We start from the raw sequence: 25,389 nt of genomic DNA, 5'->3' as shown, positions 1-25,389 counted from the left end.
CCTCGGTAACCGTGCTCGTACTCGCGGTCGATACCGCCACGCCTGCCGTAACAGCCGGGGTGGTGCGCCTTGAGGGCGACACCCCACGAACCCTGGCGACCCGGATCACGGTCAACGCGCGGGCCCACGCGGAGGTGCTGACCCCGCACATCCTCGAATGCCTCGCGGAGGCGGACATCACCCCTGCGGACCTCGACGCCGTCGTGGTCGGGTGCGGCCCCGGCCCCTTCACCGGCCTGCGGGTCGGCATGGCCACGGCCGCCGCGTTCGGCGATGCCCTCGGGATTCCCGTGCACGGTGTCTGCAGCCTGGACGCGATCGCGATCGAGGCCGCGCTGGGACGGGATCTGCTGGTGGTCACCGACGCCCGCCGCCGCGAGGTGTACTGGGCGCGCTACAGCGGCGGTGCCCGCGTGCAGGGCCCGGAGGTGAACAAGCCCGCCGACCTGGAGCCGACTCCGTCGCAGGCGATCGCGGGATCGGCCGGTCACGTCGACCTGTTCGACCTGCCCGTCGAGCCGGTCGAGACGCCGTCGCCCGCTGGCCTGGTCGCGGTCGCCGCGGCAGCGCTGCGTTCCGGTGCGGAGCCCGCGCCGTTGGTGCCGCTGTACCTGCGTCGCCCCGACGCGGTCGCCATCGCGGACCGGAAGAAATGACCGCGCGGATCGTCGGGATGACCGCGGCCGACGCAACCCGCTGCGAGGAGCTGGAGACGGTGCTGTTCCCCGGGGACAGCCCGTGGAGCGCGGAGGCGTTTCGGTCGGAGCTGACCGGGCCGCACAACCGCTACTTCGTCGCCCGCGACGAGTCCGGCACCATGCTCGGCTACGCGGGGATCGCCTTGCTCGGCCGTGGGGCCGACGCCGAGTCCGAGGTGCACACCATCGGGGTCGATCCCGCTCACCAGCGACGGGGCCTCGGCGCGCAACTGCTCGACGCGCTGCTGCGGGAGGCCGATGAACACGGCGGTCCGGTCTTCCTCGAGGTCCGCACGGACAACGAGCCGGCCATCGCCCTGTACCGGGGAACGGGTTTCGAGATCGTCGGGACCCGAAGGAACTACTACCAGCCCAGCGGCGCCGACGCGTACACCATGCGCAGGCCCGCCGCCAGGGTCGAGGGGCAGCTGTCATGATCGTGATGGGGATCGAGAGCTCGTGCGACGAAACGGGCGTCGGCATCGTCCGGTGGCACGAGGACGGCACCTGTGAGCTCCTGGCCGACGAGGTGGCCTCGAGCGTCGATCAGCATGCCCGCTACGGAGGCGTTGTGCCGGAGGTCGCCTCGCGTGCCCACCTCGAGGCGATCGTCCCGACCATGCGGCGAGCCCTCGCGCAGGCAGGGATCGCGAAGCCGGACGCGCTCGCGGTGACCATCGGACCGGGCCTGGCGGGGGCGCTGCTGGTCGGCGCGGCCGCCGCGAAGGCGTACGCCGCGGCCTGGGATGTGCCGTTCTATGCGCTGAACCACCTGGGCGGGCACGTCGCGGTGGACACCCTCGAGCACGGCCCGATGCCGCCGTGCGTTGCGCTGCTGGTCTCGGGCGGGCACACCCACCTGCTGCACGTCGAGGACCTGGCGCGGCCGATCGTCGAGCTCGGCACCACGGTGGACGACGCCGCGGGCGAGGCGTTCGACAAGGTGGCCCGGCTGCTCGGACTCGGATTCCCCGGCGGCCCGGCACTGGATGCGGCCGCGCAGGAAGGGGATCCGCGGGCCATCGCCTTTCCTCGCGGCATGACCGGACCGCGCGACGCCCGCTACGACTTCTCGTTCTCCGGGCTCAAGACGGCGGTCGCGCGCTTCGTGGAGTCGAAGGAGCGGGCGGGGGAGGAGCTCCCGATCCCCGACATCGCGGCGTCCTTCCAGGAGGCGGTGGCCGACGTGCTCACCATGAAGGCGGTGCGGGCGGCCACCGACGTCGGCGTCGATACCCTGGTGCTCGGCGGCGGGGCGACCGCGAATTCACGTATCCGTTCGCTCGCCGAGGAGCGTTGCGTCGCGGCCGGTTTGACCCTTCGCATCCCCAAGCCGCGTTTGTGCACCGACAATGGGGTGATGATCGCCGCGTTGGGAGCGCACGTCATCGCCGGGGGCGCCACGCCGTCGCCGTTGACGGTCGCCACGGATCCGGGCCTCTCGGTGACCGTCAGCCAGTCATGGACGGCGAGCGATGGCCGATGAGACGTTCGAGAACCTGCCGAAGGAGCAGCGGCGCAGCCTGATCCGGCGCGCCGCCGTCCGCCCACTCCTGAGTGCGGCCGCGTTGGTGTTCGTGTATTTCGTCATCCCGATGGAAAACCTGGAATCTGCGTCCGCGATCGGTGGACTGGTGCTGGGGCTGGTCTTCGTCGGTGCGCTCTTCGCCTGGCAGATCAGGAAGATCGTGCGCGCGGAGCATCCGGGGCTGCAGGCGATCGCGGGCCTCGGGCTGATGCTGCCGGGGTACCTGCTCGCGTTCGCGACGCTGTACCACCTGATGTCCGTGTCGGGGCCGGAGAACTTCAACGAACCGCTGACGAAGATCGATTCGCTGTACTTCACGCTGGTGTGCTTCTCGACGGTCGGGTTCGGGGACATCACCGCGACCACCGAGGTCTCCCGGGCCATCGTCTCGGCGCAGATCGTGGGGAACCTGTTCCTGATCGCGGTCGGTGTCCGCATCATCACGGCCGCGGTGCGGTTGGGACAGCGTCGCAAGGGCGCCGCGACGTGAGCGCGGGCGTCAGGCCCTGACGGGGGCGGACAACTCCAGCAGGGTCAGCCCGGTCGGCGCCCGGAGCAGGTCATCGATCGTGACCCCGTCGAGCGAGTCGTAGAAGGCGATCTGGGCGCGGCGCAGTGCGCTGCGGAGACGGCAGCCGCTGCGCAGCGGGCACGGATGGTCGCCCTCGCAGTTCACGACCTCCTCGTCGCCCTCGAGGGCGCGGGCGAGCGTGCCCACCGAGGTGTGCCGACCCGCCTCGGTGATCGTGAGCCCGCCGCCCCGACCGCGGCGGGCTTCGACCATGCCGAGTTCGCGTAGCCGGACAACGACCTTGGCCGTGTGCGTGTACGGAATCGACATCTGATCCGCCACCTGACTTGTCGTCAGGCCACCGCCTCCGGGGGAGGCGGCCAGGCGCATCACCACGCGCAGCCCAAGGTCGGTGAAACGCGTCAGCTGCACGTTCCGACCGTATGATACTTGCATCTGAGATGCAACATAACCGTCATGCCCGCGGCGAGACCAGCACCAGTTCGGTGTTGTGATCGACGGATCCGCCCAGCAGCTTCGGGTCGGCGTGGATGTCGTTGAAGGACAACTCGCGGTACAGCGAGGCCAGGCCCTCCTGGCTGAAGTCCCCGTGCCGGACCTCGTACGGGCTGTCCGACTCGACCAGCGTGGTCAGCAGCGAGAGCGTGCCGTCGGTGTTGTCGACAACCTCGATCAGCCGCGCGTGCTGCGGGAAGTCGATGTGCGAGGCCGTGTTGATCTCCCAGAAGCCCTGTGCGGCAGTGGCACCCGGGTGCGGCGTGATCTTGTTCTCGTGGGTGTGCCCGTTCACCCAGGCGAGCACGTTCGGGAAGCGGTGCAGCAGGTCCAGCAGCTCGGCGCCGGAGTGGCGGCGCTCGCCGGGGTTCTCGGGGTCGGGGATCAGGTTGTCCATCGTGCCGCTGGTGTGGTGACTGAACAGCAGGAAGTAGGTGTCCTGCCGCGACTGCGTCACCGGGCGGCCACCCGCGTCGAAGAAGCGGCTGCTGCCCGCCTGCAGGGTCTGTTCGATCCAGCGGAACTGGGCCTCGCCGAGGGAGCCGTCGACGAACCCGGCGCGGTTGGTGGAGTCCATGCTGATCCCGACCACGCCCGGCGCGATCTCGAACGAGTAGAAGCCGATGCCGGTCTCGCCCGCGTCGGGGGCGAAGCCGTGCCCGACGGGCCCGGGGCCCGCGTTCCTCGGGTCGAGGTGGGCGGCGATGTACTGCCGCGGGGTGAACGGTGCCCGGTTGCCGTCGGGCGTGACGATGCGCGGCGGGGTGGTGACCGCGGCGAGGATGCTCGGCAGCGCAGCCGGGTCCGAGCTCGCGGCGCTGCCGATCGCGCGGGCCTGCTCGGAATCGGGCGCCTCGATCTTGATCGAGCCGGTGTACATGGCCTCGAGCGGTCCGATTCCGCTGGGGATGGTGCCCTGGATCGAGTCGTCGTGGTTGCCGAACACGCTGTACCAGGGGGTGCGCAGGCCCGGGCTCGTGACGGGGGTGAGGGCCGCGGCGCCGAGCAGTCCCGGCATCTCCGGGAAGCCGGCCTTCTTGTAGATGTCGCGGATCGGTGACTCGGGGTTCCAGTACAGGTCCGCCCCGGAGTTCTGTACGCCCTCGTAGCGATCCGCGGCGCCGGTGTTCGGGATGAAGGTGCCGCCGTTGAGCGCGGTCAGCAGCCAGCCGAGCTCCGCGTGCTCCTTGTTGTCCGTGTTGTCGCCGGTGGTCACCACGGCGTCGAACGCGCGGCGGGTGTGCGGGCCGCCTGGCAGGGAGTTGATCCGGGACACGAGCGAGACCAGGCCCTGCGTGGTGAGCGTCTCGTGCGGTCGGAACGCCGACCCGTTGAGCGGATGCACGTACTCGAATCGCATGGGGGACTGGGCGTCGAGGATGTGCAGGTCGGTCAGCTGCACCACGGATGCGAGGGCCGTCCTGCGCTCCTCGCGGCCCGACCGTGCCTCGGCGAGCTCGCCCCGCACGATCATCGGCCACCCGGGGCCCGCGGTGAGCGTCCGGTAGCCGGATCCGCCGACCGGGGTCGCGACGGCCTCGAGGGTGGTGCCGGCGAAGGAGGCGGGCAGCGGGTCGGCCGCGGCGTACCAGGTACCCCACGGCGCCCTTCCGAAAGCGCCGGCCCCGAGGGTTCCCGCGGCTCCGAGTCCGGCCAGTCCGATGAATGCACGCCTGCTGATGTTTGCCACGGCGACGACTCTAGGTCACCTGCCGTACACCTTGGATTCACGCCACCGTCGAAGCGGACGTCGGCCGCGGCTGCGCGGCCGGTCGATCAACTCGACGCGAGGCGCAGAACGAGCACGGCGACGGCGAGCGCCGCGTACGCGAGCGGGACGGGGAGGTGCTTCGCGTCGTGAGCGCCGGCGAGGAGGAGGCCGGCCAGCAAGTTCAGGCGGTTCTCGGGCACGCCGAGTTCGGCGTACTCGCGAACAACCGGATCCCGGTGGCTCAGCTTCCGGATGGCCGCGAACCCGAGGAGTGCGGCGAGCAGAACGGACACGATGACGGTGGCGACGAACACGGTGAGCTCCGGTCCTGACCCCCCGTTCCACGCAATTCTCGCATCGAGCACCTAAGTACCCGCCGACCTTGAGCGCTGGCACTCGCATGTATAGAGTGCTAGTTGGCGCTGACCGAGCCTCGGCACCCGCGACGACGGGGCTCGAGTGAGATGCCGCAAGCGTACGAACACACCATCACGTCCTGGGAACAGCCCTGGACGCATAAACCCCTGAAAGTGGAGGGCTCATCGTGGCGAGCGTGAACATCAAGCCGCTCGAGGACAAGATCCTCGTCCAGGCCAACGAGGCCGAGACGACGACTGCCTCAGGCCTGGTCATCCCCGACACGGCCAAGGAGAAGCCCCAGGAGGGCACCGTCGTCGCCGTCGGCGAAGGTCGCGTGACCGACAAGGGCAACCGCATCCCGGTCGACGTCAAGGAAGGCGACACCGTCATCTACAGCAAGTACGGCGGAACCGAGATCAAGTACGCCGGCCAGGAGTACCTGATCCTCTCGGCACGTGACGTGCTGGCTGTCATCTCCAAGTAAGCCACTTGCGATCCGCCCCGGCGTCCCGTCCATCGGGCCCGGGGCGGATCGCGTTGCGGACCCTCCCAATCCAGGAGTAGCTGAGCAATATGCCCAAGGAAATCCAGTTCAACGAGACCGCGCGCCGGTCCCTCGAGCGCGGCGTCGACACGCTGGCGGACGCGGTCAAGGTCACCCTCGGCCCCCGCGGTCGGCACGTGGTGCTCGCCAAGGCGTTCGGCGGCCCCACGGTCACCAACGACGGCGTCAGCATCGCCCGTGAGATCGATCTCGAGAACCCGTTCGAGAACCTCGGCGCACAGCTCGTCAAGAGCGTCGCCACCAAGACCAACGACGTCGCGGGCGACGGCACCACCACCGCGACCGTGCTCGCGCAGGCGCTCATTCGTGGCGGCATGAAGAACGTCGCGGCCGGCGCCAACCCGATCTCGCTCGGCGTGGGCATCGGCCTGGCCGCGGACGCGGTGTCTGAGGCACTCATCGCCGCCGCGACCCCCGTCGAGGGCAAGTCCGCGATCGCTCAGGTGGCCACCGTCTCCTCGCGCGACGAGGAAATCGGTGAGCTGGTCGGCGAGGCCATGACGCGGGTCGGCGTGGACGGCGTCGTCACCGTCGAGGAGTCCTCCACGCTGCAGACCGAGCTCGTCGTCACCGAGGGCGTGCAGTTCGACAAGGGCTACCTCTCGCCCTACTTCGTCACCGATATCGATGCGCAGCAGGCGATCTTCGAGGATGCGCTGATCCTGCTCTTCCGCGAGAAGATCAGCTCGCTGCCCGACTTCCTGCCGCTGCTCGAGAAGGTCGCCGAGTCGGGCAAGCCGCTGCTGATCATCGCCGAGGACGTCGAGGGCGAGGTGCTCTCCACCCTGGTGGTGAACTCCATCCGCAAGACGATCAAGGCCGTCGCTGTGAAGGCACCGTTCTTCGGTGACCGGCGCAAGGCGTTCCTCGACGACCTCGCGGTCGTCACCGCGGGCACGGTCATCAACACCGACGTGGGCCTGACCCTCAAGGAGGCCGGACTGGAGCTGCTCGGCAGCGCCCGTCGGGTCGTCGTCACCAAGGACGAGACGACCATCGTCGACGGCGCAGGCACCGAGGCGGACATCGAGGCCCGTGTCGGTCAGCTGCGTCGCGAGATCGAGAACAGCGACTCCGACTGGGACCGCGAGAAGCTCGAGGAGCGCCTCGCCAAGCTGTCCGGTGGCGTTGCGGTGATCAAGGTCGGCGCCGCAACGGAGACCGAGCTCAAGGAGCGCAAGTTCCGCGTCGAGGACGCGGTCAACGCGGCCAAGGCCGCGGTCGAGGAGGGCATCGTGCCCGGCGGCGGCTCCGCGCTGGTGCAGGCGGGCCAGACGCTCGGCGCGTTGGCCGCATCGCTCTCCGGCGATGAGGCGACCGGCGTCGAGGTCGTGCGCGCGGCGCTGTCGGCCCCGCTGTTCTGGATTGCCACCAATGCGGGCGTCGACGGCTCCGTCGTGGTCAACAAGGTCTCCGACGCGCCCAAGGGACACGGCTTCAACGCCGCGACCCTCACCTACGGCGACCTGCTCGCCGACGGTGTGGTCGACCCCGTGAAGGTGACCCGTTCCGCGGTCGTCAACGCGGCGTCGGTCGCCCGCATGGTGCTCACCACCGAGAGCGCCGTGGTGGAGAAGCCGGCCGAGGCCGCCGAGGCGGATCACGGCCACGGGCACAGCCACTAGCACCCACCGTCACCCCCGGGTGACAGCAGCGACAGGCCCCGGACGGATCTCCGTCCGGGGCCTGTCGCTTTCTGCTATCCCAGTGGCAGCGAGGCGAACACGTCGGTGGTCGGCTGCTCCGAGCCGCCCGCGGGTTCCACAGTGAAGGCCAGCAGCGAGGCGCCGTCGAGATCGTCGAGCACGGCCACGGTCGAAGGCGACACCTGATCCGGCGACATCGTGCCCGCCGAGACCGGGGCACCGGTGCCCGCCATGAGCCACATCTGATAGACCGACTCCGGTGCGGGCGGGGTGACGTCGTTCATCATCAGCACCGCGGCATCGGTCGACCGGGAGTAGACGGCGGTAGCCGAGCCGCCGCCGGGCACCGCCGTCGAGGACGTCTGGACGTCCGGGGCGCTCATCACCTGGGCCGCCATCGGCTGCTCTGGAGTCGGTTCGCGCAGCTGCTGTCCGATGACCACGCCGCCCGCGAGCAGCGCGACGGCCGCCGCCGCGGCGCCCACCAGGCGCCAGCGGGTGGCGGTGCGCCGCCGGTCGGCGAGCGAGACCGGCGCCGCAGCCGGGCCCGGGCCGGTGCGGGGCTCCTGCGCGATCTGTGTCAGCAGGCGTTCGCGGATCTGTGCGGGCGGAGCGGTCGCGTTCGCGGCGGCGGTCGCCGCCAACGTCTCCCGGCACTGGCGCACCACCGTCTCGAATTCGGTCCGCAGGCTCTCGTCGGAGGTGGCGAGCAGTTGCTCGACCGCACGGAGTTGGCCCGAGTCGAGGGCGTCGAGGGCGTAGGCGTGGGCCAGGTCGATCTGGTCGTCGTCCATCACGCCACCCCCAGGCATCCTCTGAGCCGAACCAGCCCGTCCCGGATACGGGTCTTGACGGTCGGCAGCGCGACCCCGAGGTGCGCGGCGACCTCGCGGTAGGTGCGTCCGCCGTAGTAGGCGAGCGAGACCGACTCGCGCTGCACCGAGGTGAGGGTGTCGAGGCAGTCGATGACGGCCTGCCGGTCCAGGCGCCCGGAGACCTCCTCGGCGACCTCGTCGAATTCGCTGCCGCGGTTGCGTGATTCGTAGACCACCTCGCGGTTCGAGTGCGACTGTTCCGACCGGACCCGGTCGACGGCCCTGCGGTGCGCGAGGGTCATCAGCCAGGACACCGCGGATCCCCGTGTCGCGTCGAAGTCGTCGGCGGTGCGCCAGAGCTGGAGGTAGACCTCCTGGGTGGTCTCCTCGGCGAAGCCCGGATCGCGCAGCACCCGCAGCACCATTCCGTAGACGCGGGCGCAGGTCCGGTCGTACAGCTCGGCGAACGACCCCGAATCACCATCGGCGGCGCGGGTCAGCAGGGCGGCCAGCTCGGCCGCCTCGGCCGCGCGCACGGCGAGGGCCTGCCCGGTGTCCGCCGGGCAGGCCGCCTCGCCGATGCCGTGATCGGTCGTGGCGCCGGAATCCGTGGACCCCGGGTCCGTCACGACTCTCCGATTCCCTTCATCGACAATCACGTTACTGCGAATCACGTTACTGCGGCATCAACACGGAATCGATGAGGTAGACGGTGGCATTCGCGGTGCTGACGCCGCCGCAGATGACGTTCGCGTCGTTGACCTTGAGGGCATCTCCCGATCCGGTCACGGTCACCGCGGCGCCCTCGACCGTCGGGTGCTGGCCTGCGATCTCGTCCGGCGCGATCCGGCCCGGTACCACGTGGTAGGTGAGGACCTTCGTCAGCAGCGCGTCGTCGGTCTTCAGCGTGTCGATGGTGGCCGGATCCAATTTGGCGAACGCGTCGTTGACGGGTGCGAACACGGTGAACTGCCCTCCGTTGAGGGTGTCGACGAGGTTGACATCGGGGTTGAGTTGCCCCGAGACCGCGGCCACCAGGGTGGTGAGGAGGGGGTTGTTCGAGGCGGCGACGGCCACCGGATCCTGGGCCATGCCCGAGATCGAGCCGCCACCCTGCGGCACCGCCGCCGCGTACTCCGCGCAGCCGGGCCCGACCAGGTTCGCGGCGGGATCGGCCGTCATCTCAGGCGACATGGCGTCACTGGTCGCGGGGGAGGCGGGGGAGGAGTCGTCGCTGTCGGAGGAACACGCCGAGACGCCGATCAGGGCGATCGACGCGGTGGCCGCGACGGCGAGGGTACGGATGCGGGTGGTGCTGATGCTCATGGGACTGCCTTCCCGAGTGTTGTGCGAGTGCTGTCGGGAAGGCATTCGGAGCGGGTGGTGCGAGGGATGGGTCACGCATCTCGGCGCGGCCCCGGAAGCCGGGGCCGCGCCGAGGTACGACGTCGTCTACACCGCGATGCGGTGGCGGCCCCTGCGGGCGTGCATCTCACGTTCGGTCTCGGACATGCCGCCCCAGATCCCGTACGGCTCGCTGACGCTGAGGGCGTGGCTGCGGCACTGCGCGAGCACGGGGCACTGACGGCACATTTCCTTGGCGCGGGTCTCACGCTGGGTGCGTGCCCGGCCCCGCTCACCGTCCGGATGGAAGAACATCGCGGAGTCGACTCCGCGGCACAGGCCGTGCATCTGCCAGTCCCAGATATCGGCGTTCGGTCCGGGGAGGTGATTCGGCTGAGGCATGCCATCTCCTGTCCATCCATACACCTGAAGAGCCTCCAGGTCTGAAATCAATTCGTCTCGGCAACGTTAGAGGTATTGCGGAAAACGAGTCAATAGTTCTTCAAGTGGGGATTTCCATAGTGTTCGCACGAGAATTTAACGTTCCGTTCATAGACAAGGACATGTAGCCGTGATCGGCTGTCGCTGCGACGGCCCCCCGGCTCGGCCTCGGTGTCCTGTAATGGGTGCTGACGAGTGCTTTTGCTGGTCCTATGCGGTCGGAGGGCGTGGTGCGCGCCCTGTCATCGTGCGGACCGGCGTTGAGATTCTTGGTTAACGCAATTGCCACAAACCGGACTCTGAATCAGTTGCCTGATTCAATCTTTGATTCAACCTTGAAATACGTCGGCGCGCCCGTAACTCTCGACAAACGTGACGTGAATGGGTATTCGGGCGCGGGTGGGTGCGGCGCGGGGGCGCGCGGGCCGGCTCTACTCTTGGCCTGGTGGGGACACTGATCAGCGCCGCATTCGGCGACGAGCCCGGGTTGGCCCCGTTGCCTGCCGCCGACGACAACGAGCAGCGCTGGCTCAGGGCGGTGGCGCTCGGTGGGCAGGGGCGCTACGCCGCGGCGCGGACCGAACTCGTGCGCATTGCGCGTGGGCGCCCGGGCCAGGGCGTCGCCTCGCTCGCGCTGAGCACGGAGGCCTCGTTGCTCAGGCAACTCGGATGGCATCGGCTGGCGGCGGGCTTCGACGGGCGAGCGCTCGCGGCACTCGGCGGACCGGCGGGTGAGGAGGAGGCGGCGCTGATCGCCGCTCGATGCGACGCACTGACCGGGCTGGCCGCGGACGCGCTCGGCTGCGGTCGGCTCGCACTCGGTTCCGCCCTCCTTGAGCGGTGCGCGCCGCTGGTCGGGAACGACCAAGGGCTGTGGCGGCAGAGCATCCGTCTGAACTGGGTGAGCGCCGAGATCGCGTTGGCGTCGGGGGATCCCGCCACGGCGCGTCGGCACGCGAGCACGGCCGTCGAGCTCGCCAGGGACGTCGACTCGGTTCGGCACCAGGTGAAGTCGGACCTCCTGCTGGCGGCCGCTCACAGCGCAGGCCCGGATCCTGCCGCGGCGCTTGATCTGGGCGAACAGGTGTTGGACCGGTGCGCCGAGCACGAGTTGTTGCCACTGCGCTGGGCGGCGGCGATGCTTGTCAATGGAGTCCGTCCCGGTGCGGACGCGGCGGCGATCCGGGATGAATGTCGACGGCAAATCTCCGACCGCGGTGGCCGATTCAGGGATCTGTGAGTGTCTGTCGCTATCCTTCAAACGTTCCACCGCCAGGTGGGAGCGCTCTGGAGCGGGCGCCACTGTAACGCCAGGAATCACTCTGACGATGACTAATACGAGCGAGGAGTTGGACTCAGCCGTCGCTGCGGCAGCGCAGGGCGATCGAGTTGCCTTGTCTCGAGTGCTCGAGAGTGTTCGACCCTTGGTTGTGCGTTACTGCCGATCACGGGTCGGAGCCGCGGAAAGGGGACAACTGTCCGCGGACGACGTGGCGCAGGAGGTATGCCTGGCAGTGATGACCGCATTGCCGCGGTATCAGGATCAGGGCCGCCCATTCATGGCATTCGTGTATGGCATCGCCGCGCACAAGGTGGCAGATGCCCATCGGAACGCCGGGCGTAACAAAGCCGAGTCGATGGCCGAGGTACCAGATGTCATCTCCACCGACGAGGGACCCGAGAAGCTCGCTCTTGACTCGGAGACCACCCGGCAGATGAGCGCGCTACTGGGAACCCTCCCCGAGAAGCATCGGGAGATCCTGGTCCTGCGTTTGGTTGTCGGCCTGTCGGCGGAGGAGACGGCAGCTGCCGTGGGCAGCACGGCCGGAGCAGTACGGGTCGCCCAGCACAGGGCGCTCGCGAAGTTGAAGAACGAAGTTGCGAAAGCGGGTGAGATGTATGGCTAGGGGCAGCAAGCGTGGTGGGGACCGCGAGGGAACGCAGCGGGACACGTCCGGTGCCGATCTCACCCCGGACGCGTCGTCCCTCGGTGACACCGATGCGACCGCCGTCGATTTCGCCGCCATCGCGCGAGACGACGCCCTCATCGACGCGATCGCCGGTGACGGCCCGATCGCGACGAACAGCCCCGAGGAGTTCGAGCTCGCGACCCTGCTGACCGCATGGCGCGCCGAGATCCTCGCCCCCGCCATGCCGGCCGAGCCCGATCTCGACCAGGTGGCCGCCGCCGTTGACCGGGAACTCGCCACGATCGGCTCGCCCCGCCGCTCGAATCTGCGGTTGCTCCGGCCCATCGCGGGCGCTGCCGCTGCCGTCGCCGTCGTGATGGCCGGCCTGACGGTCTTCTCCTACAACGCCGTACCGGGCGATCCGCTGTGGAAGGTCAAGGAGGTCGTGTTCACCGAGCGCGCCAACTCGACCGTCGCGGGTATCGACACGACCACCAACCTGGAGGAGGCCGAGCGCCTCATCCGCGCAGGCGACCCGCAGGCGGCGCTGGTGGTGCTGGAGTCCGCACGCAAGCGGGTCGACGACGTGAACGAGTCGGCCAAGCACGACGAGCTGACGGCCTGGCGGGAGCGGCTGGTGGCCGATGCCGCCAAGACCCCTCTGACGACGACCACGCTGCCCTCGGCGGCCGGGACGACCCCCGGCTTGCCCGCCGTGCCGGGTGTGACGCTGCCCGGCGACACGGTCACCGCGCCGGTGCTGCCCACCACCGGGCCGACCCTTCCGAGCCTGCCGACCGTCCTGCCTGTCGACCCGGGGGTGCCGCCGACCCAGGTGCCGCCGATCACGATCCCGCCGGTCGTCACGACGGTCCCGCCGGTTGTCACCAGCCCGCCGGTGGTGCCGACGACGGTCCCGCCCGCGCCGACCACCACCAGGGTCGAGCCGCCGACCCAGGACACGCCGACGCCGCGGGACCTGACGTCGAACGTGGCGCCCAGCTGATCCGAGCCCAGACGCGAAACGGCCCGACAAGGTGAATCCTTGTCGGGCCGTTTTCGTCGTGTCGGGTGTGGCTCAGGCGTCGAAGCCGTCGCCGTGCAGCGCCTCGTTCATGGAGGCGTCCGCGTAGCCGCGGCAGTAGTCCCATGTGACGTAGGCCTCGGGGACCGGGTCGTAGGCGGGCTCGTGCGGGCGCACGGTGCCGTCCACGAGCAGCTGCAGCAGGTTGGCGCGCAGCATGTCCCAGTCGTGGTAGTGATCCTGCTGGCAGTCGTCGCAGCACACGACGAGCCCGCGGATGCCGCGATGGCCGAGCAGGGCCTCGTAGACCGCGAGGTCCGCGAGGTCCTCTTCCACGGCCAGTCGCTCATGGGGGTCGAGGGGCTGACCCGGCTCGATCGCGTCCAACGCGGCCGACGGATCGGAGGGGTCGCCGGCGAACGGATCCGGCGGCAGACCGGGGGGCAATTGATCACGCACAGGTCCACGGTACGCAGCGCATGCGGGTCTGCGCCAGCTGTCACATCTCACCGCGTTCGCTCGCCCACGCATACAGCCGATACCATGGTGGGCGGGCTGAGGGAATAGTTCACTCTCGCCCGAGCATTCACGACTCGTCAGCGCCGCGGGATTCGACGCCCACCGCGGCGGCGCAACACAGTTCCAGGAAAGGTCCGGAAGCCGCATGAGTAATTCCGCAGGACACGTGCGAACCGGTGGAGACCGCGCCGACAAGGTAGCGATGCTGGGTCTCACCTTCGACGACGTGCTGCTGCTGCCGGCGGCTTCGGACGTCGTTCCCAACCAGGTGGACACCTCGAGCCAGCTGACCCGCGAGATCCGGCTCAACGTTCCGCTGGTGAGCTCGGCGATGGACACCGTAACCGAGTCTCGGATGGCCATTGCGATGGCGCGTGCGGGCGGGATGGGCGTGCTGCACCGCAACTCCTCGGTCGAGACGCAGGCTGCGCAGGTCGAGACGGTCAAGCGGTCCGAGGCCGGCATGGTGACCGATCCGGTCACCTGCAAGCCGTCGGACACGCTCGCCGAGGTCGACGCAACGTGTGCGCGGTTCCGGATCTCCGGACTACCGGTCACCGACGACGCCGGTCAGCTGGTCGGCATCATCACCAACCGCGACATGCGCTTCGAGGTCGACCAGAACCGCACGGTGGCCGAAGTGATGACCAAGGCCCCGCTGATCACCGCGCGCGAGGGCGTCACCGCCGAGGCCGCGCTCGGGCTGCTGCGCAGGCACAAGCTCGAGAAGCTGCCGATCGTCGACGGCCAGGGCAAGCTCACCGGACTGATCACTGTCAAGGACTTCGTCAAGACCGAGCAGCACCCGAACGCCACCAAGGATCGGGACGGCCGCCTGTTGGTCGGCGCCGCTGTCGGGGTCGGCGACGATGCCTGGGCGCGCGCGATGGCGCTGACCGACGCCGGGGCCGACGTGCTTGTCGTCGACAGCGCGCACGGCCATCAGGTCAACATCTTGCAGATGATCGCGAAGCTCAAGGCGGAGATCGGCGACCGCGTCCAGCTCATCGGTGGCAACGTCGCGACCCGGGCAGGCGCTCTGGCACTGGTCGAGGCGGGCGCGGACGCGGTCAAGGTCGGTGTGGGTCCGGGCTCGATCTGCACCACCCGCGTCATCGCCGGTGTCGGTGCCCCGCAGATCACCGCGATCCTCGAGGCCACCGCGGCGTGCAAGGCGCTCGGCGTCCCGGTCATCGCCGACGGCGGGCTGCAGTTCTCCGGCGACGTGGCCAAGGCGCTGGCGGCCGGTGCGTCCGCCGCGATGCTCGGCTCGCTCCTCGCGGGCACCGCCGAGTCCCCTGGCGAGCTGATCCTGGTCGGTGGCAAGCAGTTCAAGAGCTACCGCGGCATGGGCTCGCTGGGTGCGATGCAGAGTCGCGGACAGGGCAAGTCCTACTCCAAGGACCGCTACTTCCAGGACGACGTGCTCGCCGAGGACAAGCTCGTCCCCGAGGGTATCGAGGGTCGGGTCCCGTTCCGCGGCCCGCTGACGCAGGTGATCCACCAGCTCACCGGCGGTCTTCGTGCCGCCATGGGTTACACCGGTTCCGGCACCATCGAGGAACTGCAGGAGGCGCAGTTCGTGCAGATCACCGCCGCGGGCCTCAAGGAGAGCCACCCGCACGACATCACCATGACGGTAGAAGCGCCGAACTACGCCGCGCGGTAGCCGCGCGGGATAGTTTCCAGCGAAGATCCAGGCAAGCATCAGCCACAACGAAGAAAGGGGCGCGCGTGCGCGACCTCGTTGAAATCGGCATGGGCCGGACAGCCCGTCGCACCTATGAGCTGGACGACATCGACATCGTCCCCTCCCGCCGGACCCGGTCCTCCAAGGAGGTGTCGACGGCCTGGCAGCTCGATGCGTACCGCTTCGACATCCCGGTGCTCGCGCACCCGACCGACGCCCTGGTCTCGCCCTCGTTCGCGATCGAGCTCGGCAAGCGGGGCGGGCTCGGCGTGATCAACGGCGAGGGCCTGTGGGGTCGGCACGCCGACGTCGACGCGAAGCTCGCCGAGTTGGTGCACCTCGCCGAGACGGACGAGGACCCGGACGCGCCGATCGCCCGGCTCCAGGAGCTGCACGCGGCGCCGATCCAGCCGCACCTGCTCGCGGCGGCCGTCGCGCAGGTGCGTGAATCGGGTGTCACCACCGCGGTCCGGGTCAGCCCGCAGAACGCGCGCGCACTGACCCCGGAGCTGGTGAAGGCCGGGATCGACCTGCTGGTGATCCACGGCACGATCATCTCCGCCGAGCATGTCGCGCACGGCGAGAGCGAGCCGCTGAACCTCAAGACGTTCATCTCCGAGCTCGACGTCCCGGTGATCGCGGGCGGCGTGAGCGATCACCGCACGGCGCTGCACCTGATGCGCACCGGTGCCGCGGGTGTCATCGTCGGTTACGGCTCCACCGAGGGCGCCACCACCACCGGCGAGGTGCTGGGCATCGGGGTGCACATGGCCACCGCGATCGCGGACGCCGCGGCCGCGCGTCGCGACTACCTCGACGAGACCGGCGGGCGCTACGTGCACGTCATCGCGGACGGCGACATCACCACCTCGGGCGACCTGGCCAAGGCCATCGCCTGCGGCGCGGACGCAGCGGTCCTCGGCGCGCCCCTCGCGGTCGCGGCGGAGGCCCCCGGCGGCGGCTGGTACTGGCCGTCGGCTGCCGCGCATCCGTCGGTGCCGCGTGGCGCACTGCTGCCGGTCGCCTTCGGTGACCGCCCGTCGCTCGACACGGTCCTGACCGGACCGTCGGCCGATCCGTACGGTTCGCTGAACCTGGTCGGTGGACTGCGTCGCTCGATGGCGAAGTCCGGCTACTCGGACCTCAAGGAGTTCCAGAAGGTCGGCCTGACGGTGCGCGCCTGACGTCGCTCGTCGGTATTCCGCCTGTTCCTGATACCTGTCGTTACAGTTAGGTAACCCTTGTGGCATCGGTCACAGGGATCCGGTGCATACTGACGAGTAACTAATCCAGGTTCATGGTGGAGGTGTCCAGATGGGCAAGCGTGCAACGGACTTCGATGTCCTGATCGTCGGATCCGGCTTCGGAGGCAGCGTGACGGCGCTGCGGTTGGTGGAGAAGGGGTACCGGGTCGGCATTCTCGAGGCCGGCCGTCGGTACGCCGACGCGGACTTCGCGAAGACCAGCTGGGACCTCAAGCGGTTCCTCTGGGCGCCCGCGCTCGGCTGCTACGGCATCCAGCGCGTGCACCTGCTGCGCGACGTGCTGATCCTCGCGGGCGCGGGCGTCGGTGGTGGATCGCTGAACTACGCCAACACCCTCTACAAGCCGCCTGCCTCCTTCTTCGAGGACCCGCAGTGGCGTGACATCACCGACTGGCACGACGAGCTCAGCCCGTACTACGACCAGGCCCGCAAGATGCTCGGCGTCGTGCAGAACCCGCACATGACCCCCGCGGACGAGGTCATCAAGTCGGTGGCCGAGGACATGGGCGTCGGCGACACCTTCATCCAGACCCCGGTCGGCGTCTTCTTCGGCGAGCCGGGCAAGACCGTGCCCGACCCCTACTTCGGCGGCGCGGGCCCGGACCGCACCGGATGTATCGAGTGCGGCGAGTGCATGACCGGCTGCCGGCACGGCGCGAAGAACACCCTGGTGAAGAACTACCTCGGCCTCGCCGAGAAGGCCGGGGCCACGATCATCCCGATGACCACGGTGACCGGGCTGCACGAGGCCTCCGACGGCAGCTGGGACGTGGTGACCCGGCGCACCGGCGCCAAGATCCGCAAGAACCACAAGACCTACACCGCGCAGAATGTCGTGCTCGCAGCCGGCACCTGGGGCACCCAGCACCTGATGCACGAGATGAAGGACAGCGGCTCGCTGCCGCGGCTGTCCGACAAGCTCGGCGAACTCACCCGCACCAACTCCGAATCGATCGTCGGCGCGGGCAAGCTGACGGTGGACCCGGCGATGGACCTGACCAAGGGCGTCGCCATCACCTCCTCGTTCCACCCGACCGCGGACACCCACATCGAGCCGGTGCGCTACGGCAAGGGCTCGAACGCGATGGGTCTGCTGCAGACGTTGATGACCGACGGCGGCGGCACCACCCCCCGCTGGGTGAAGTTCCTCGGCGTCGTCGCGAAGAACCCGATGCAGATGCTGCGCATGCTCACGGTGAAGAACTGGAGCGAGCGCACCATCATCGCCCTGGTCATGCAGAACCTGGACAACTCGATCACCACCTACACCAAGCGCGGTGTCTTCGGTCGCAAGGTCACGAGCAGGCAGGGCCACGGCGAGCCGAACCCGACGTGGATCCCGGCGGGCAACGACGCCACTCGGCGGATCGCCGAGAAGATCGACGGCATCGCGGGTGGCACCTGGGGCGAGATCTTCAACATCCCGCTGACCGCGCACTTCCTCGGTGGCTGCGCGATCGGGTCGGACCGCGAGCACGGGGTCATCGACCCGTACCACCGCGTGTACGGCTACCCGACCCTGAGCGTGGTCGACGGGGCATCGGTGTCGGCGAACCTGGGCGTGAACCCGTCGCTGACGATCAGCGCGCAGGCCGAGCGCGCGGCGTCGCTGTGGCCGAACAAGGGCGAGCAGGATCTGCGTCCGGCGCAGGGCGAGGGCTACCGGCGGATCAACCCGATCGCGCCCAACAGCCCGGTGGTGCCCGCGAGCGCCCCCGCGGCTCTTGTTCTGCCGATCGTGGAGATCCGCAGCGGCGGTGCCGCTCATGATGGCAGCGGCGGTGCCGCTCAGAACATCAGCGGCGGTGCCGCGCAGGAGAAGACCGGAACCGGCGCGGCCTGACCGCCGTTCGACCCCAGGAAGCCCCCGACCCGTGTGGTCGGGGGCTTCCGGCGTTCGGGCAGGCCGAGCCGGTCATGGGGCGCGCGGGGCGGGGGAGCTGGGCCGATTAGACTGGCCACGTGGCAGATACCCAGCACTCCGGCCCAGCTCAGCAGCAGCCCGTTCTCGTCGTCGATTTCGGGGCGCAGTACGCGCAGCTGATCGCTCGCCGGGTGCGGGAGGCCAACGTCTACTCGGAGGTGGTCCCGCACACGGCGACCATCGAAGAGATCGTCGAGCGCAAGCCGCTCGCGGTGATCCTCTCCGGCGGACCGTCGAGCGTGTACGAGGAAGGCGCCCCGCAGCTGGACGCCCGACTCTTCGACCACGACATCCCGGTGTTCGGAATCTGTTACGGATTCCAGGCGATGGCGGGTGCGCTCGGCGGCACCGTCACCCACACCGGAACCCGCGAGTACGGACGCACCCAGCTCAGCGTGGACGGCGGCGTGCTGCACGAGGGCCTGCCCACCACCCAGCCGGTGTGGATGAGCCACGGCGACGCGGTCACCGATGCGCCCAAGGGCTTCGAGGTGACCGCCACCAGTGCGGGCGCGCCCGTCGCCGCGTTCGAGGACCGCGCCCGGCGCCTCGCGGGCGTCCAGTACCACCCCGAGGTGCTGCATTCCCCGCACGGCCAGCAGGTGCTGAGCCGCTTCCTGCACGAGATCGCGGGCATCCCGTCCAGCTGGACCGCCGCGAACATCGCCGAGTCGCTGATCGAGCAGGTCCGCGAGCAGGTCGGCGACGGACAGGCGATCTGCGGATTGTCCGGCGGCGTCGACTCCGCGGTGGCGGCGGCGCTCGTCCAGCGCGCGATCGGCGACAAGCTCACCTGTGTGTTCGTCGACCACGGCCTGCTGCGGGCGGGCGAGCGCGAGCAGGTCCAACAGGACTTCGTCGCCGCGACCGGCGCGAAGCTGATCACCGTCGATGCGGTCGACACCTTCCTCGGTGAGCTCGAGGGCGTCTCCGATCCGGAGACCAAGCGCAAGATCATCGGCCGCGAGTTCATCCGCAGCTTCGAGGGCGCGGTCTCCGAGGTGCTCGGCGAGAGCGCCGCGCACGGTGAGACCGTCGACTTCCTGGTCCAGGGCACCCTGTACCCGGACGTCGTCGAGTCCGGCGGCGGCACCGGCACCGCGAACATCAAGAGTCACCACAACGTCGGCGGCCTGCCGGAGGACCTGCAGTTCAAGCTGGTCGAGCCGCTGCGGCTGCTGTTCAAGGACGAGGTCCGTGCGGTCGGCCGCGCGCTCGGCCTGCCGGAGGAGATCGTCGCCCGGCAGCCGTTCCCCGGCCCCGGCCTCGCGATCCGCATCGTCGGCTCGGTCGACCAGGATCGGTTGGAGACGCTGCGCCAGGCGGATTCCATTGCGCGCGAAGAGCTGACGGCCGCCGGCCTGGACGGGCAGATCTGGCAGTGCCCGGTGGTGCTGCTTGCCGACGTGCGCAGTGTCGGTGTGCAGGGCGACGGCCGCACCTACGGTCACCCGATCGTGCTGCGCCCGGTCTCCAGCGAGGACGCCATGACCGCGGACTGGACGCGCTTGCCGTACGACGTGCTCGAGCGGATCTCCACCCGCATCACCAACGAGGTGGCCGAGGTGAACCGGGTGGTGCTGGACGTGACCAGCAAGCCGCCGGGCACCATCGAGTGGGAGTAGGCGGCTCCGCCGCCCTGAGCGCGTGTTGCACCCCGACCGGGGTGCAACACGCGCTCAGTCATTTCCGGCCGTCCAGGTACAGGTAGCCGCCGACCAGCGCGATCATGCCGAGCAGGCCCGCGCCGACCGGGAGGGCGCAGCCGACCGTGGTGATGACGGTCGCGGTGGCCAGCACGATCGGCATGGTCTTGGACTCGCCGCTGTCCGTGCTGAGCAGCGACTCGCCCATCGACATGGTTTCGTTCGGCTTTCGCATGAGGAGCCAGGCGGCGAGGTAGACGGGGACACCCGCGCCTGCGAACAGCAGCGAGAGCAGCAGCGCCAGCCGGACGCTCGTCGTGCTCACGTTCAGTCGGCGCGCGATCCCGGCGCCGACACCCGCGATCAGTCCCTCATCGGGCAGTCGCTGCGGAAGGTCCTGGAGGAAAGTGCTTTTCGGCGTCGCGGTCTCGTTCGTGATCATGTGATCAATACTGTCGACCGGCCGCGGCGCGCACCATCGGGAAGCACCCCGATCTTTCGTCGGGCGGACTCGGGGCCGTGTCAGGGTCGCTGCGCAGGCTCCGCTCCGGCGTCTCAGGGTGCGGCCAGCGCGGCCGGGTCGACATGGGGGTCCTCGCGCCCGGACAGCGCGGTCGCGACCCACAACGAACGCTGCGCGTCCGCGGCCTCGCCCATGCTCAGATAGTCGAGATGGTTGTCCACCTCGCGCGCGATCGACCATCGCCGCGCCAGTTCCCTGTCGAGCCCGGCCGAGTCGGCGAGGTCGTCACAGCGTGCCCGCAGGCCTGCGCCGCGCCGGCCGTCCAAGTCCGCCAGGCGATTCCACAGCATCGGCGCGACCGCGAACTCGCCGACCGCGGACAGCGGCTTGGGGTCGATGGCCCGCCAGTCGTCCGGGCCCGCGAGGACGTTCTCGAAATGCAGGTCCGTGTGGACCAATACCGCACCGCCCGCCGGTTCCCGACACACGGCGACGGCGTCCTCGATGAGCCACTGCGGGCACGGCCTGCCGAGGCGCCGCCACAGGTCCGGCAGTTGCTCCGCCCAGCGCGCGGCCAGGTCCGGCAGGGTGTCGAACTCGCCGTCTGGCACGACGATGGACAGTCCGCGCATCAGCGCACCCCAGATCGGGATCGCCTGCGGCACCGGCACGCTCAGCAGCGACCGGGTCGGATCCAGGCGTTCGAGCAGGATTGCCTGCTCGTCGGGGTCGGCGCGCAGCATGCGGACCGCGCCCCTGCCGCCCCAGCGCGCGAGCGCCGCCGACTCCCTCGCGGACTCGAAGCTCGGGTACGACACCTTCAGCGCGGCGGGCGTGCCGTCGGGCAGCAGGACCGGGATCACGACGGCGACATTGCCGTGCCAGAGCTGAGAGCCGTCCCAGGTTAGCCCCCACTCGTCCAGCAGGCGCGCGATCAGTCCGGGCAGTCGCCGCAACCACTCCTCGGCGTCCGGGGCGTAGGAACGCACCCGGGCGCCGTAGGAGTCGGGGATCGGCGGCACTATTTGCGGCGGCCGGGCGCGAAGACCAGACCCAGGCCGGCGACCACCGCGGCGATCACGATGATCCACCGGAACTGGGCGTCCCCGAGGGACTCGAAGTGGAACGGCCCGATCAGGGCCCACACGCTGACCAGCAGCGCGGCCAGTCCCGAGAGCAGGAGCAGTGCCGAGGGGCGGCGCCCCGCCTTGTCTGTGGTTTCGGTGTTCTCAGCCACGATCCACCCGCATCTCTCCGAACGTTCCGTCCATGTTGAGTGTCAGTACGGGGCCTCCGGTTCCGTCGGCCCCACCGTTGATGCCCTCGGGCAGGCAGTTGGTCTCCCCAAACGCCATCGAGCACGTGTTCTTCACGTCCATGTTCTCGGGGACGTACACCCTGAAGCTGCCCATGCTCAGGTCCACGTCGACCGTCGTGTCCTTGTCGAGCTGGAGGGAGCGCAGGTCGAGCGTGAAATCTCCGAACCGGCCGGAGTATTCGGACTGGAGGTCCGCCGCCGCCGTGGGCTTCCACGACTTCTCACCCATGTTCTCGGTGTTCCAATCGATGGGCCCGATCAGCGAGGCCAACAGTACGAAGCCGATCAGCGGCCCGGTCACGACCAGCAGTCCGTAGCCCCTCCGCAGGAAGGCTCCGATGAGCATTCCGATGCCGATCACGGCGAGCGCGACGGCCCCGATCCGGGCGGGGGTCAGCCACTCCGCGTTGGTGGCAGAGCTGACCGCCCAGGTGGCCGCGGCCGCGATGATGGCCAGGCCGAGCACCGTGGTGGTCAGGCGGGACTTCGGCGGTTTCGGGAGCACGGGCGGTGCGGGCGGGGTGGGCTCGGGCAGATCCCAGGCGAAGGGCGCGACGCCGAGCGGGTCCCAGGCCGGGGGCTGGGGGACGTCGGTCGTGACTGCGCCGGTGTCCGTGCTCGCGGCCGCGCCGGGAGCGGCGGCCATGTCCTCGGGAGCCGGAGCTGCCTCGGGAGCCGCAGCTGCGGCGGCCTCGGCCGCGTCGGCGGGTGCTGCCGATGCCGGCTCCGGCGTCGGGGCGGTGGGCGGCGTCGAGGGCTCGTAGGTCTGCGGCAGCGTCGTGTACGCGCCGACCGTGTACGGCGCCGTCGACGGGAACGGGCTCGGCGGGAACATCACGCCGGTGTGAGCGTTCGCCGGATGAGCATCCGCTGGCAGCGCCGGTGGCACCGGTGTGCGCTGGTAGAGCAGCCACAGGCCGCCGAGCATCAGCGCGAGGCTGATCAGGCCGGAGCCGCCCGCCCCGACACCGACGGGTCCGAGCGTGCTGAGCGCGATGATCAGGGCGACCGCGAGCACCACCGTCTTGGTGCCGGACTCCGAGCTGTGCCCGCGGCCGACGAGCGATTCCGCCGCGGACGTCTGGTCGCCCGCTTGGGGGAGCAGCAGCCAGCCGGCGAGATAGAGGACGATGCCGACCCCGCCGAAGACGGTCGACACCGCGAAGGCGACCCGGATCAGCACGGGATCCACGCGGTAGCGGTGGCCGATTCCGGCGGCGACGCCCGCGATCGGCCCCTGCCTGGGCAACCGCACCGGACGGGTGCGCCACAACTCGTGCAGCTGTTCCTGGAAGTTCGGATTGCTCATGATGACAATCGTCGTCGGCGCAGGCCGCCGTGCACATCGGGAGAAACCCTGATCTTTCGCCGCGGACCGGGTCGGGGTGCCCGTGGTCGGTTCAGGGTCGGACCCTGATGCGCGTCGGGCGGTCGGCGTGCCACCATCGATGGTGTGCAGCCGGTCCCGCGTGCCCTCCCCACCGGAGAGGCGCCCTACTCCCGCCTCGAGCGCCGTGTCGGCGGTCGGGTGGTCGGTGGTGTCGCGGGCGGGATAGCCGACCATCTCGGTATCGACGTCCTCAAGGTGCGGGTGGCGTTCGTGTTCCTCGCCGCGCTGGCCGGGGCGGGCATCGTCGCCTACGGGCTGCTGTGGATCTTCACCCCTCCCGGCTCGGACACCGAGCCACCGAGCCCCGTGGAGCGACGCCGGGCCCTCGGGCTCGCGGTGATCGGACTGGCGCTGTCCGCGTCGTTGGCCTGGCTGTTCAGCGGTAGCGCGGCTTCGGTGATAGCCCCGGTGATCGTGGTGGCCGTCGGTGCTGCGCTGGTGTGGCGCGAGTTCGATTCGGGCGGGCCGCGTTCGGCGCTCGGGCTGCCACAGCGGCCGACGGTGCTGACCTGGGCGCGGGTGCTCGGCGGTGCCAGCCTCATCGTGATCGGCCTCGGCGTGGTGGTGATCGCGCGGGTCGACCTGAACTCGCTGCGGTCGTCGCTGCTGGCCGTGTTGGTGACGCTGATCGGCGCCGGGCTGCTGACCGTGCCGCTGTGGCTGCGGATGTGGCGGGATCTCGGTGACGAGCGGGCCGCCCGGATCCGGAACGAGGAGCGCGAGGAGATCGCCTCGCACCTGCACGATTCGGTGCTGCAGACGCTGGCGTTGATCCAGAAGCAGGCCGACCGACCCCAGGAGGTCACGCGCCTCGCGCGCGGGCAGGAACGCGAGCTGCGCAAGTGGCTGTTCGACGGCGGGGAGGCCGCGCACGCCAGCCTGGCCGAGGCGCTGCGGACCATCGCGGGCGAGATCGAGGACCAGCACGGCATCACGGTGCGCCCTGTCACCGTCGGAGATGTCCGGCTCGACGTCGGCCCGGCCGAGTCGGGGCTGTCGAAGGAGAGCATCACGGCCTTGCTGGGCGCCACCCGTGAGGCACTGGTCAACGCCGCCAAGCATTCCGGCGAGACGAATGTCGACCTGTTCGCCGAGGCGGAGGCCGATGAGGTGAATGTGTTTGTGCGCGACCGCGGTACCGGTTTCGATGTGGACGCGGTGCCGGAGGATCGGCAGGGCCTGGCCAAGTCGATCAGGGCCCGGATCGAACGTCGTGGCGGCGCGGTGGAGGTGCGTTCCACGGTGGGGCGCGGGACCGAGGTGCGGATTCAGATGCCCCGCAACGACAATGGGCACGACGGGCCGCCGAGCGACGAGGGTGCGGGGCCCACGGCCGAGGAGGCCGCTGTTCTAGAGTGGTCGCAACAGCTGATGCCGCATCCCGAGATCAAGCCCGAGTCCGATCCCCAGTCCCGTCCCGAGGAGCAGCCCAGGTGAGCACCCCGACCGCCGCGTATCGCGTTTTCCTGGTCGACGACCATGCCGTGTTCAGGTCCGGGGTGCGGGCCGAGCTCGGCTCGGAACCGGACATCGAGGTCGTCGGCGAGGCGGGCGGGGTGGCCGAGGCCATCGCAGGCATCAACGCCACGACGCCCGATGTGGTGCTCCTGGACGTGCACATGCCGGACGGCGGCGGGGTGGCCGTGCTCGGTGGCATCGCGGCGGGCCCGGTGTGCCTGGCGCTGAGTGTGTCCGATGCGGCGGAGGACGTCATCGCGGTGATCCGGGCGGGCGCGCGTGGCTATGTCACCAAGACCATTTCCGGATCCGAGCTCGCGGACGGGGTGCGCCGGGTGGCCGGTGGCGACGCGGTGTTCGGGCCCCGGCTGGCGGGCTTCGTGCTCGATTCCTTCACGGGGAAATCGGCAGCCCCGGAGCCCCCGCTCGATCCCGAACTGGACTCGCTGACCCCGCGTGAGCTGGAGGTGCTGCGGCTGCTCGCCCGTGGCTACACCTACCGCGAGATCGCCGAGGACCTGGTGATCTCGGTGAAGACGGTCGAGACCCACGCCTCGAACGTGCTGCGAAAGACCCAGCAGTCCAACCGGAACGCGCTCACCCGGTGGGCGCACCGGCGTCAGATCGACTGACTCGACGCGAGTCCG

27 protein-coding genes are annotated in these 25,389 nt (G+C 69.8%); 15 read left to right on the top strand and 12 right to left on the bottom strand.

The window, feature by feature from the left end; genetic code table 11:
- The first annotated feature begins 11 nt into the window (after positions 1–11).
- Genes tsaB through FCG67_RS03290 form a run of 4 tightly spaced genes read left to right on the top strand, consistent with a single transcriptional unit; the run spans position 12 to position 2,716 of the window.
- Complete coding sequence (gene tsaB / locus FCG67_RS03305) at positions 12–656, top strand: tRNA (adenosine(37)-N6)-threonylcarbamoyltransferase complex dimerization subunit type 1 TsaB (RefSeq protein WP_136907023.1); 645 nt, start codon at positions 12–14, stop codon at positions 654–656.
- Entirely contained in the window at positions 653–1,135 is a 483-nt protein-coding gene (gene rimI / locus FCG67_RS03300; RefSeq protein WP_136907021.1) for a ribosomal protein S18-alanine N-acetyltransferase, read from the top strand. The genes tsaB and rimI overlap by 4 nt, the downstream gene beginning before the upstream one ends.
- Positions 1,132–2,184 carry a tRNA (adenosine(37)-N6)-threonylcarbamoyltransferase complex transferase subunit TsaD gene (gene tsaD, locus FCG67_RS03295; RefSeq protein ID WP_136907019.1) on the top strand — a complete coding sequence of 351 codons (1,053 nt, stop codon included), beginning with the start codon at positions 1,132–1,134 and terminating at the stop codon, positions 2,182–2,184. Before rimI ends, tsaD begins: the two co-directional genes overlap by 4 nt.
- Positions 2,174–2,716, top strand: coding sequence for a potassium channel family protein (locus tag FCG67_RS03290; RefSeq protein ID WP_136907017.1), 543 nt, complete (start codon positions 2,174–2,176; stop codon positions 2,714–2,716). The genes tsaD and FCG67_RS03290 overlap by 11 nt, the downstream gene beginning before the upstream one ends.
- Before the next feature lie 9 nt (positions 2,717–2,725).
- Here FCG67_RS03290 and FCG67_RS03285 read toward each other — a convergent pair whose 3' ends face one another.
- The 3 genes from FCG67_RS03285 to FCG67_RS03275 all read right to left on the bottom strand — a co-directional run bounded on the left by FCG67_RS03285 (position 2,726) and on the right by FCG67_RS03275 (position 5,278).
- Complete coding sequence (locus tag FCG67_RS03285; protein WP_097210401.1) at positions 2,726–3,169, bottom strand: RrF2 family transcriptional regulator; 444 nt, start codon at positions 3,167–3,169, stop codon at positions 2,726–2,728.
- A 43-nt stretch (positions 3,170–3,212) separates the two neighbouring features.
- Positions 3,213–4,943 carry a TIGR03767 family metallophosphoesterase gene (locus FCG67_RS03280; protein ID WP_136907015.1) on the bottom strand — a complete coding sequence of 577 codons (1,731 nt, stop codon included), beginning with the start codon at positions 4,941–4,943 and terminating at the stop codon, positions 3,213–3,215.
- Positions 4,944–5,029: 86 nt separating this feature from the next.
- Complete coding sequence (locus FCG67_RS03275; protein ID WP_169310430.1) at positions 5,030–5,278, bottom strand: DoxX family protein; 249 nt, start codon at positions 5,276–5,278, stop codon at positions 5,030–5,032.
- Positions 5,279–5,508: 230 nt separating this feature from the next.
- On the opposite strand from FCG67_RS03275, the gene groES reads away from it, so the two are divergent.
- Entirely contained in the window at positions 5,509–5,808 is a 300-nt protein-coding gene (gene groES, locus FCG67_RS03270; RefSeq protein WP_027501788.1) for a co-chaperone GroES, read from the top strand.
- Between the two features lie 89 nt (positions 5,809–5,897).
- Positions 5,898–7,514 carry a chaperonin GroEL gene (gene groL / locus FCG67_RS03265; protein ID WP_136907011.1) on the top strand — a complete coding sequence of 539 codons (1,617 nt, stop codon included), beginning with the start codon at positions 5,898–5,900 and terminating at the stop codon, positions 7,512–7,514.
- A gap of 74 nt (positions 7,515–7,588) precedes the next feature.
- Here the strand turns inward: groL and FCG67_RS03260 are convergent, their stop codons facing one another.
- The 4 genes from FCG67_RS03260 to FCG67_RS03245 form a co-directional block, all read right to left on the bottom strand.
- A complete protein-coding gene (locus tag FCG67_RS03260) occupies positions 7,589–8,329 on the bottom strand; it encodes an anti-sigma factor (protein ID WP_136907009.1) in 741 nt (246 codons plus the stop codon).
- Positions 8,329–8,979, bottom strand: coding sequence for an ECF RNA polymerase sigma factor SigK (gene sigK, locus FCG67_RS03255; protein WP_425467786.1), 651 nt, complete (start codon positions 8,977–8,979; stop codon positions 8,329–8,331). The genes FCG67_RS03260 and sigK overlap by 1 nt, the downstream gene beginning before the upstream one ends.
- A 46-nt stretch (positions 8,980–9,025) precedes the next feature.
- The gene (locus tag FCG67_RS03250) at positions 9,026–9,676 is read right to left on the bottom strand and encodes a fasciclin domain-containing protein (protein ID WP_136907007.1); all 651 of its coding nucleotides are present in this window, start codon (positions 9,674–9,676) and stop codon (positions 9,026–9,028) included.
- Between the two features lie 126 nt (positions 9,677–9,802).
- Positions 9,803–10,096 (bottom strand): WhiB family transcriptional regulator, encoded by a 294-nt coding sequence (locus FCG67_RS03245; protein WP_027501783.1) that lies wholly within the window; start codon positions 10,094–10,096, stop codon positions 9,803–9,805.
- 484 nt (positions 10,097–10,580) lie between these two features.
- On the opposite strand from FCG67_RS03245, the gene FCG67_RS03240 reads away from it, so the two are divergent.
- The 3 genes from FCG67_RS03240 to FCG67_RS03230 all read left to right on the top strand — a co-directional run bounded on the left by FCG67_RS03240 (position 10,581) and on the right by FCG67_RS03230 (position 13,051).
- Complete coding sequence (locus FCG67_RS03240; protein ID WP_246044764.1) at positions 10,581–11,375, top strand: Cdc6/Cdc18 family protein; 795 nt, start codon at positions 10,581–10,583, stop codon at positions 11,373–11,375.
- Between the two features lie 88 nt (positions 11,376–11,463).
- The gene (locus FCG67_RS03235; RefSeq protein ID WP_097210408.1) at positions 11,464–12,042 is read left to right on the top strand and encodes a sigma-70 family RNA polymerase sigma factor; all 579 of its coding nucleotides are present in this window, start codon (positions 11,464–11,466) and stop codon (positions 12,040–12,042) included.
- Positions 12,035–13,051: an anti-sigma-D factor RsdA gene (locus FCG67_RS03230; RefSeq protein ID WP_136907005.1), complete on the top strand. Its 1,017-nt coding sequence runs from the start codon at positions 12,035–12,037 to the stop codon at positions 13,049–13,051. Before FCG67_RS03235 ends, FCG67_RS03230 begins: the two co-directional genes overlap by 8 nt.
- Before the next feature lie 72 nt (positions 13,052–13,123).
- Here the strand turns inward: FCG67_RS03230 and FCG67_RS03225 are convergent, their stop codons facing one another.
- Entirely contained in the window at positions 13,124–13,528 is a 405-nt protein-coding gene (locus FCG67_RS03225; RefSeq protein ID WP_027501780.1) for a DUF5319 domain-containing protein, read from the bottom strand.
- 205 nt (positions 13,529–13,733) lie between these two features.
- Between FCG67_RS03225 and guaB the strand changes: the two genes are divergently transcribed.
- The 4 genes from guaB to guaA all read left to right on the top strand — a co-directional run bounded on the left by guaB (position 13,734) and on the right by guaA (position 20,092).
- Positions 13,734–15,257: an IMP dehydrogenase gene (guaB, locus tag FCG67_RS03220; protein WP_136907003.1), complete on the top strand. Its 1,524-nt coding sequence runs from the start codon at positions 13,734–13,736 to the stop codon at positions 15,255–15,257.
- A 65-nt stretch (positions 15,258–15,322) separates the two neighbouring features.
- The gene (locus FCG67_RS03215) at positions 15,323–16,462 is read left to right on the top strand and encodes a GuaB3 family IMP dehydrogenase-related protein (protein WP_136907001.1); all 1,140 of its coding nucleotides are present in this window, start codon (positions 15,323–15,325) and stop codon (positions 16,460–16,462) included.
- Between the two features lie 130 nt (positions 16,463–16,592).
- Positions 16,593–18,386, top strand: coding sequence for a GMC family oxidoreductase N-terminal domain-containing protein (locus tag FCG67_RS03210; protein ID WP_136906999.1), 1,794 nt, complete (start codon positions 16,593–16,595; stop codon positions 18,384–18,386).
- Between the two features lie 119 nt (positions 18,387–18,505).
- Positions 18,506–20,092 carry a glutamine-hydrolyzing GMP synthase gene (guaA, locus tag FCG67_RS03205; RefSeq protein WP_136906997.1) on the top strand — a complete coding sequence of 529 codons (1,587 nt, stop codon included), beginning with the start codon at positions 18,506–18,508 and terminating at the stop codon, positions 20,090–20,092.
- Between the two features lie 58 nt (positions 20,093–20,150).
- Here guaA and FCG67_RS24870 read toward each other — a convergent pair whose 3' ends face one another.
- From FCG67_RS24870 to FCG67_RS03185, 4 genes are all read right to left on the bottom strand, one after another.
- Positions 20,151–20,555, bottom strand: a complete 405-nt coding sequence (locus FCG67_RS24870) for a PspC domain-containing protein (protein WP_169310429.1) — start codon at positions 20,553–20,555, stop codon at positions 20,151–20,153.
- 113 nt (positions 20,556–20,668) lie between these two features.
- Positions 20,669–21,565 (bottom strand): aminoglycoside phosphotransferase family protein, encoded by an 897-nt coding sequence (locus tag FCG67_RS03195; protein ID WP_169310428.1) that lies wholly within the window; start codon positions 21,563–21,565, stop codon positions 20,669–20,671.
- A gap of 32 nt (positions 21,566–21,597) precedes the next feature.
- Positions 21,598–21,813 (bottom strand): hypothetical protein, encoded by a 216-nt coding sequence (locus FCG67_RS03190; protein WP_136906991.1) that lies wholly within the window; start codon positions 21,811–21,813, stop codon positions 21,598–21,600.
- Positions 21,806–23,203, bottom strand: a complete 1,398-nt coding sequence (locus tag FCG67_RS03185; RefSeq protein ID WP_136906989.1) for a PspC domain-containing protein — start codon at positions 23,201–23,203, stop codon at positions 21,806–21,808. Before FCG67_RS03185 ends, FCG67_RS03190 begins: the two co-directional genes overlap by 8 nt.
- A 144-nt stretch (positions 23,204–23,347) precedes the next feature.
- Here FCG67_RS03185 and FCG67_RS03180 point away from each other — a divergent pair, with 144 nt between their 5' ends.
- Positions 23,348–24,721: an ATP-binding protein gene (locus FCG67_RS03180; RefSeq protein WP_136906987.1), complete on the top strand. Its 1,374-nt coding sequence runs from the start codon at positions 23,348–23,350 to the stop codon at positions 24,719–24,721.
- Complete coding sequence (locus tag FCG67_RS03175; RefSeq protein ID WP_077040898.1) at positions 24,718–25,374, top strand: response regulator; 657 nt, start codon at positions 24,718–24,720, stop codon at positions 25,372–25,374. Before FCG67_RS03180 ends, FCG67_RS03175 begins: the two co-directional genes overlap by 4 nt.
- Positions 25,375–25,389: the final 15 nt, after the last annotated feature.

Source organism: Rhodococcus oryzae (genome assembly GCF_005049235.1).
Taxonomy (GTDB): Bacteria; Actinomycetota; Actinomycetes; order Mycobacteriales; family Mycobacteriaceae; genus Rhodococcus_G; species Rhodococcus_G oryzae.
Note: the sequence above shows the minus strand (reverse complement) of the source record. Positions and strands in the feature narration are given on the sequence as shown.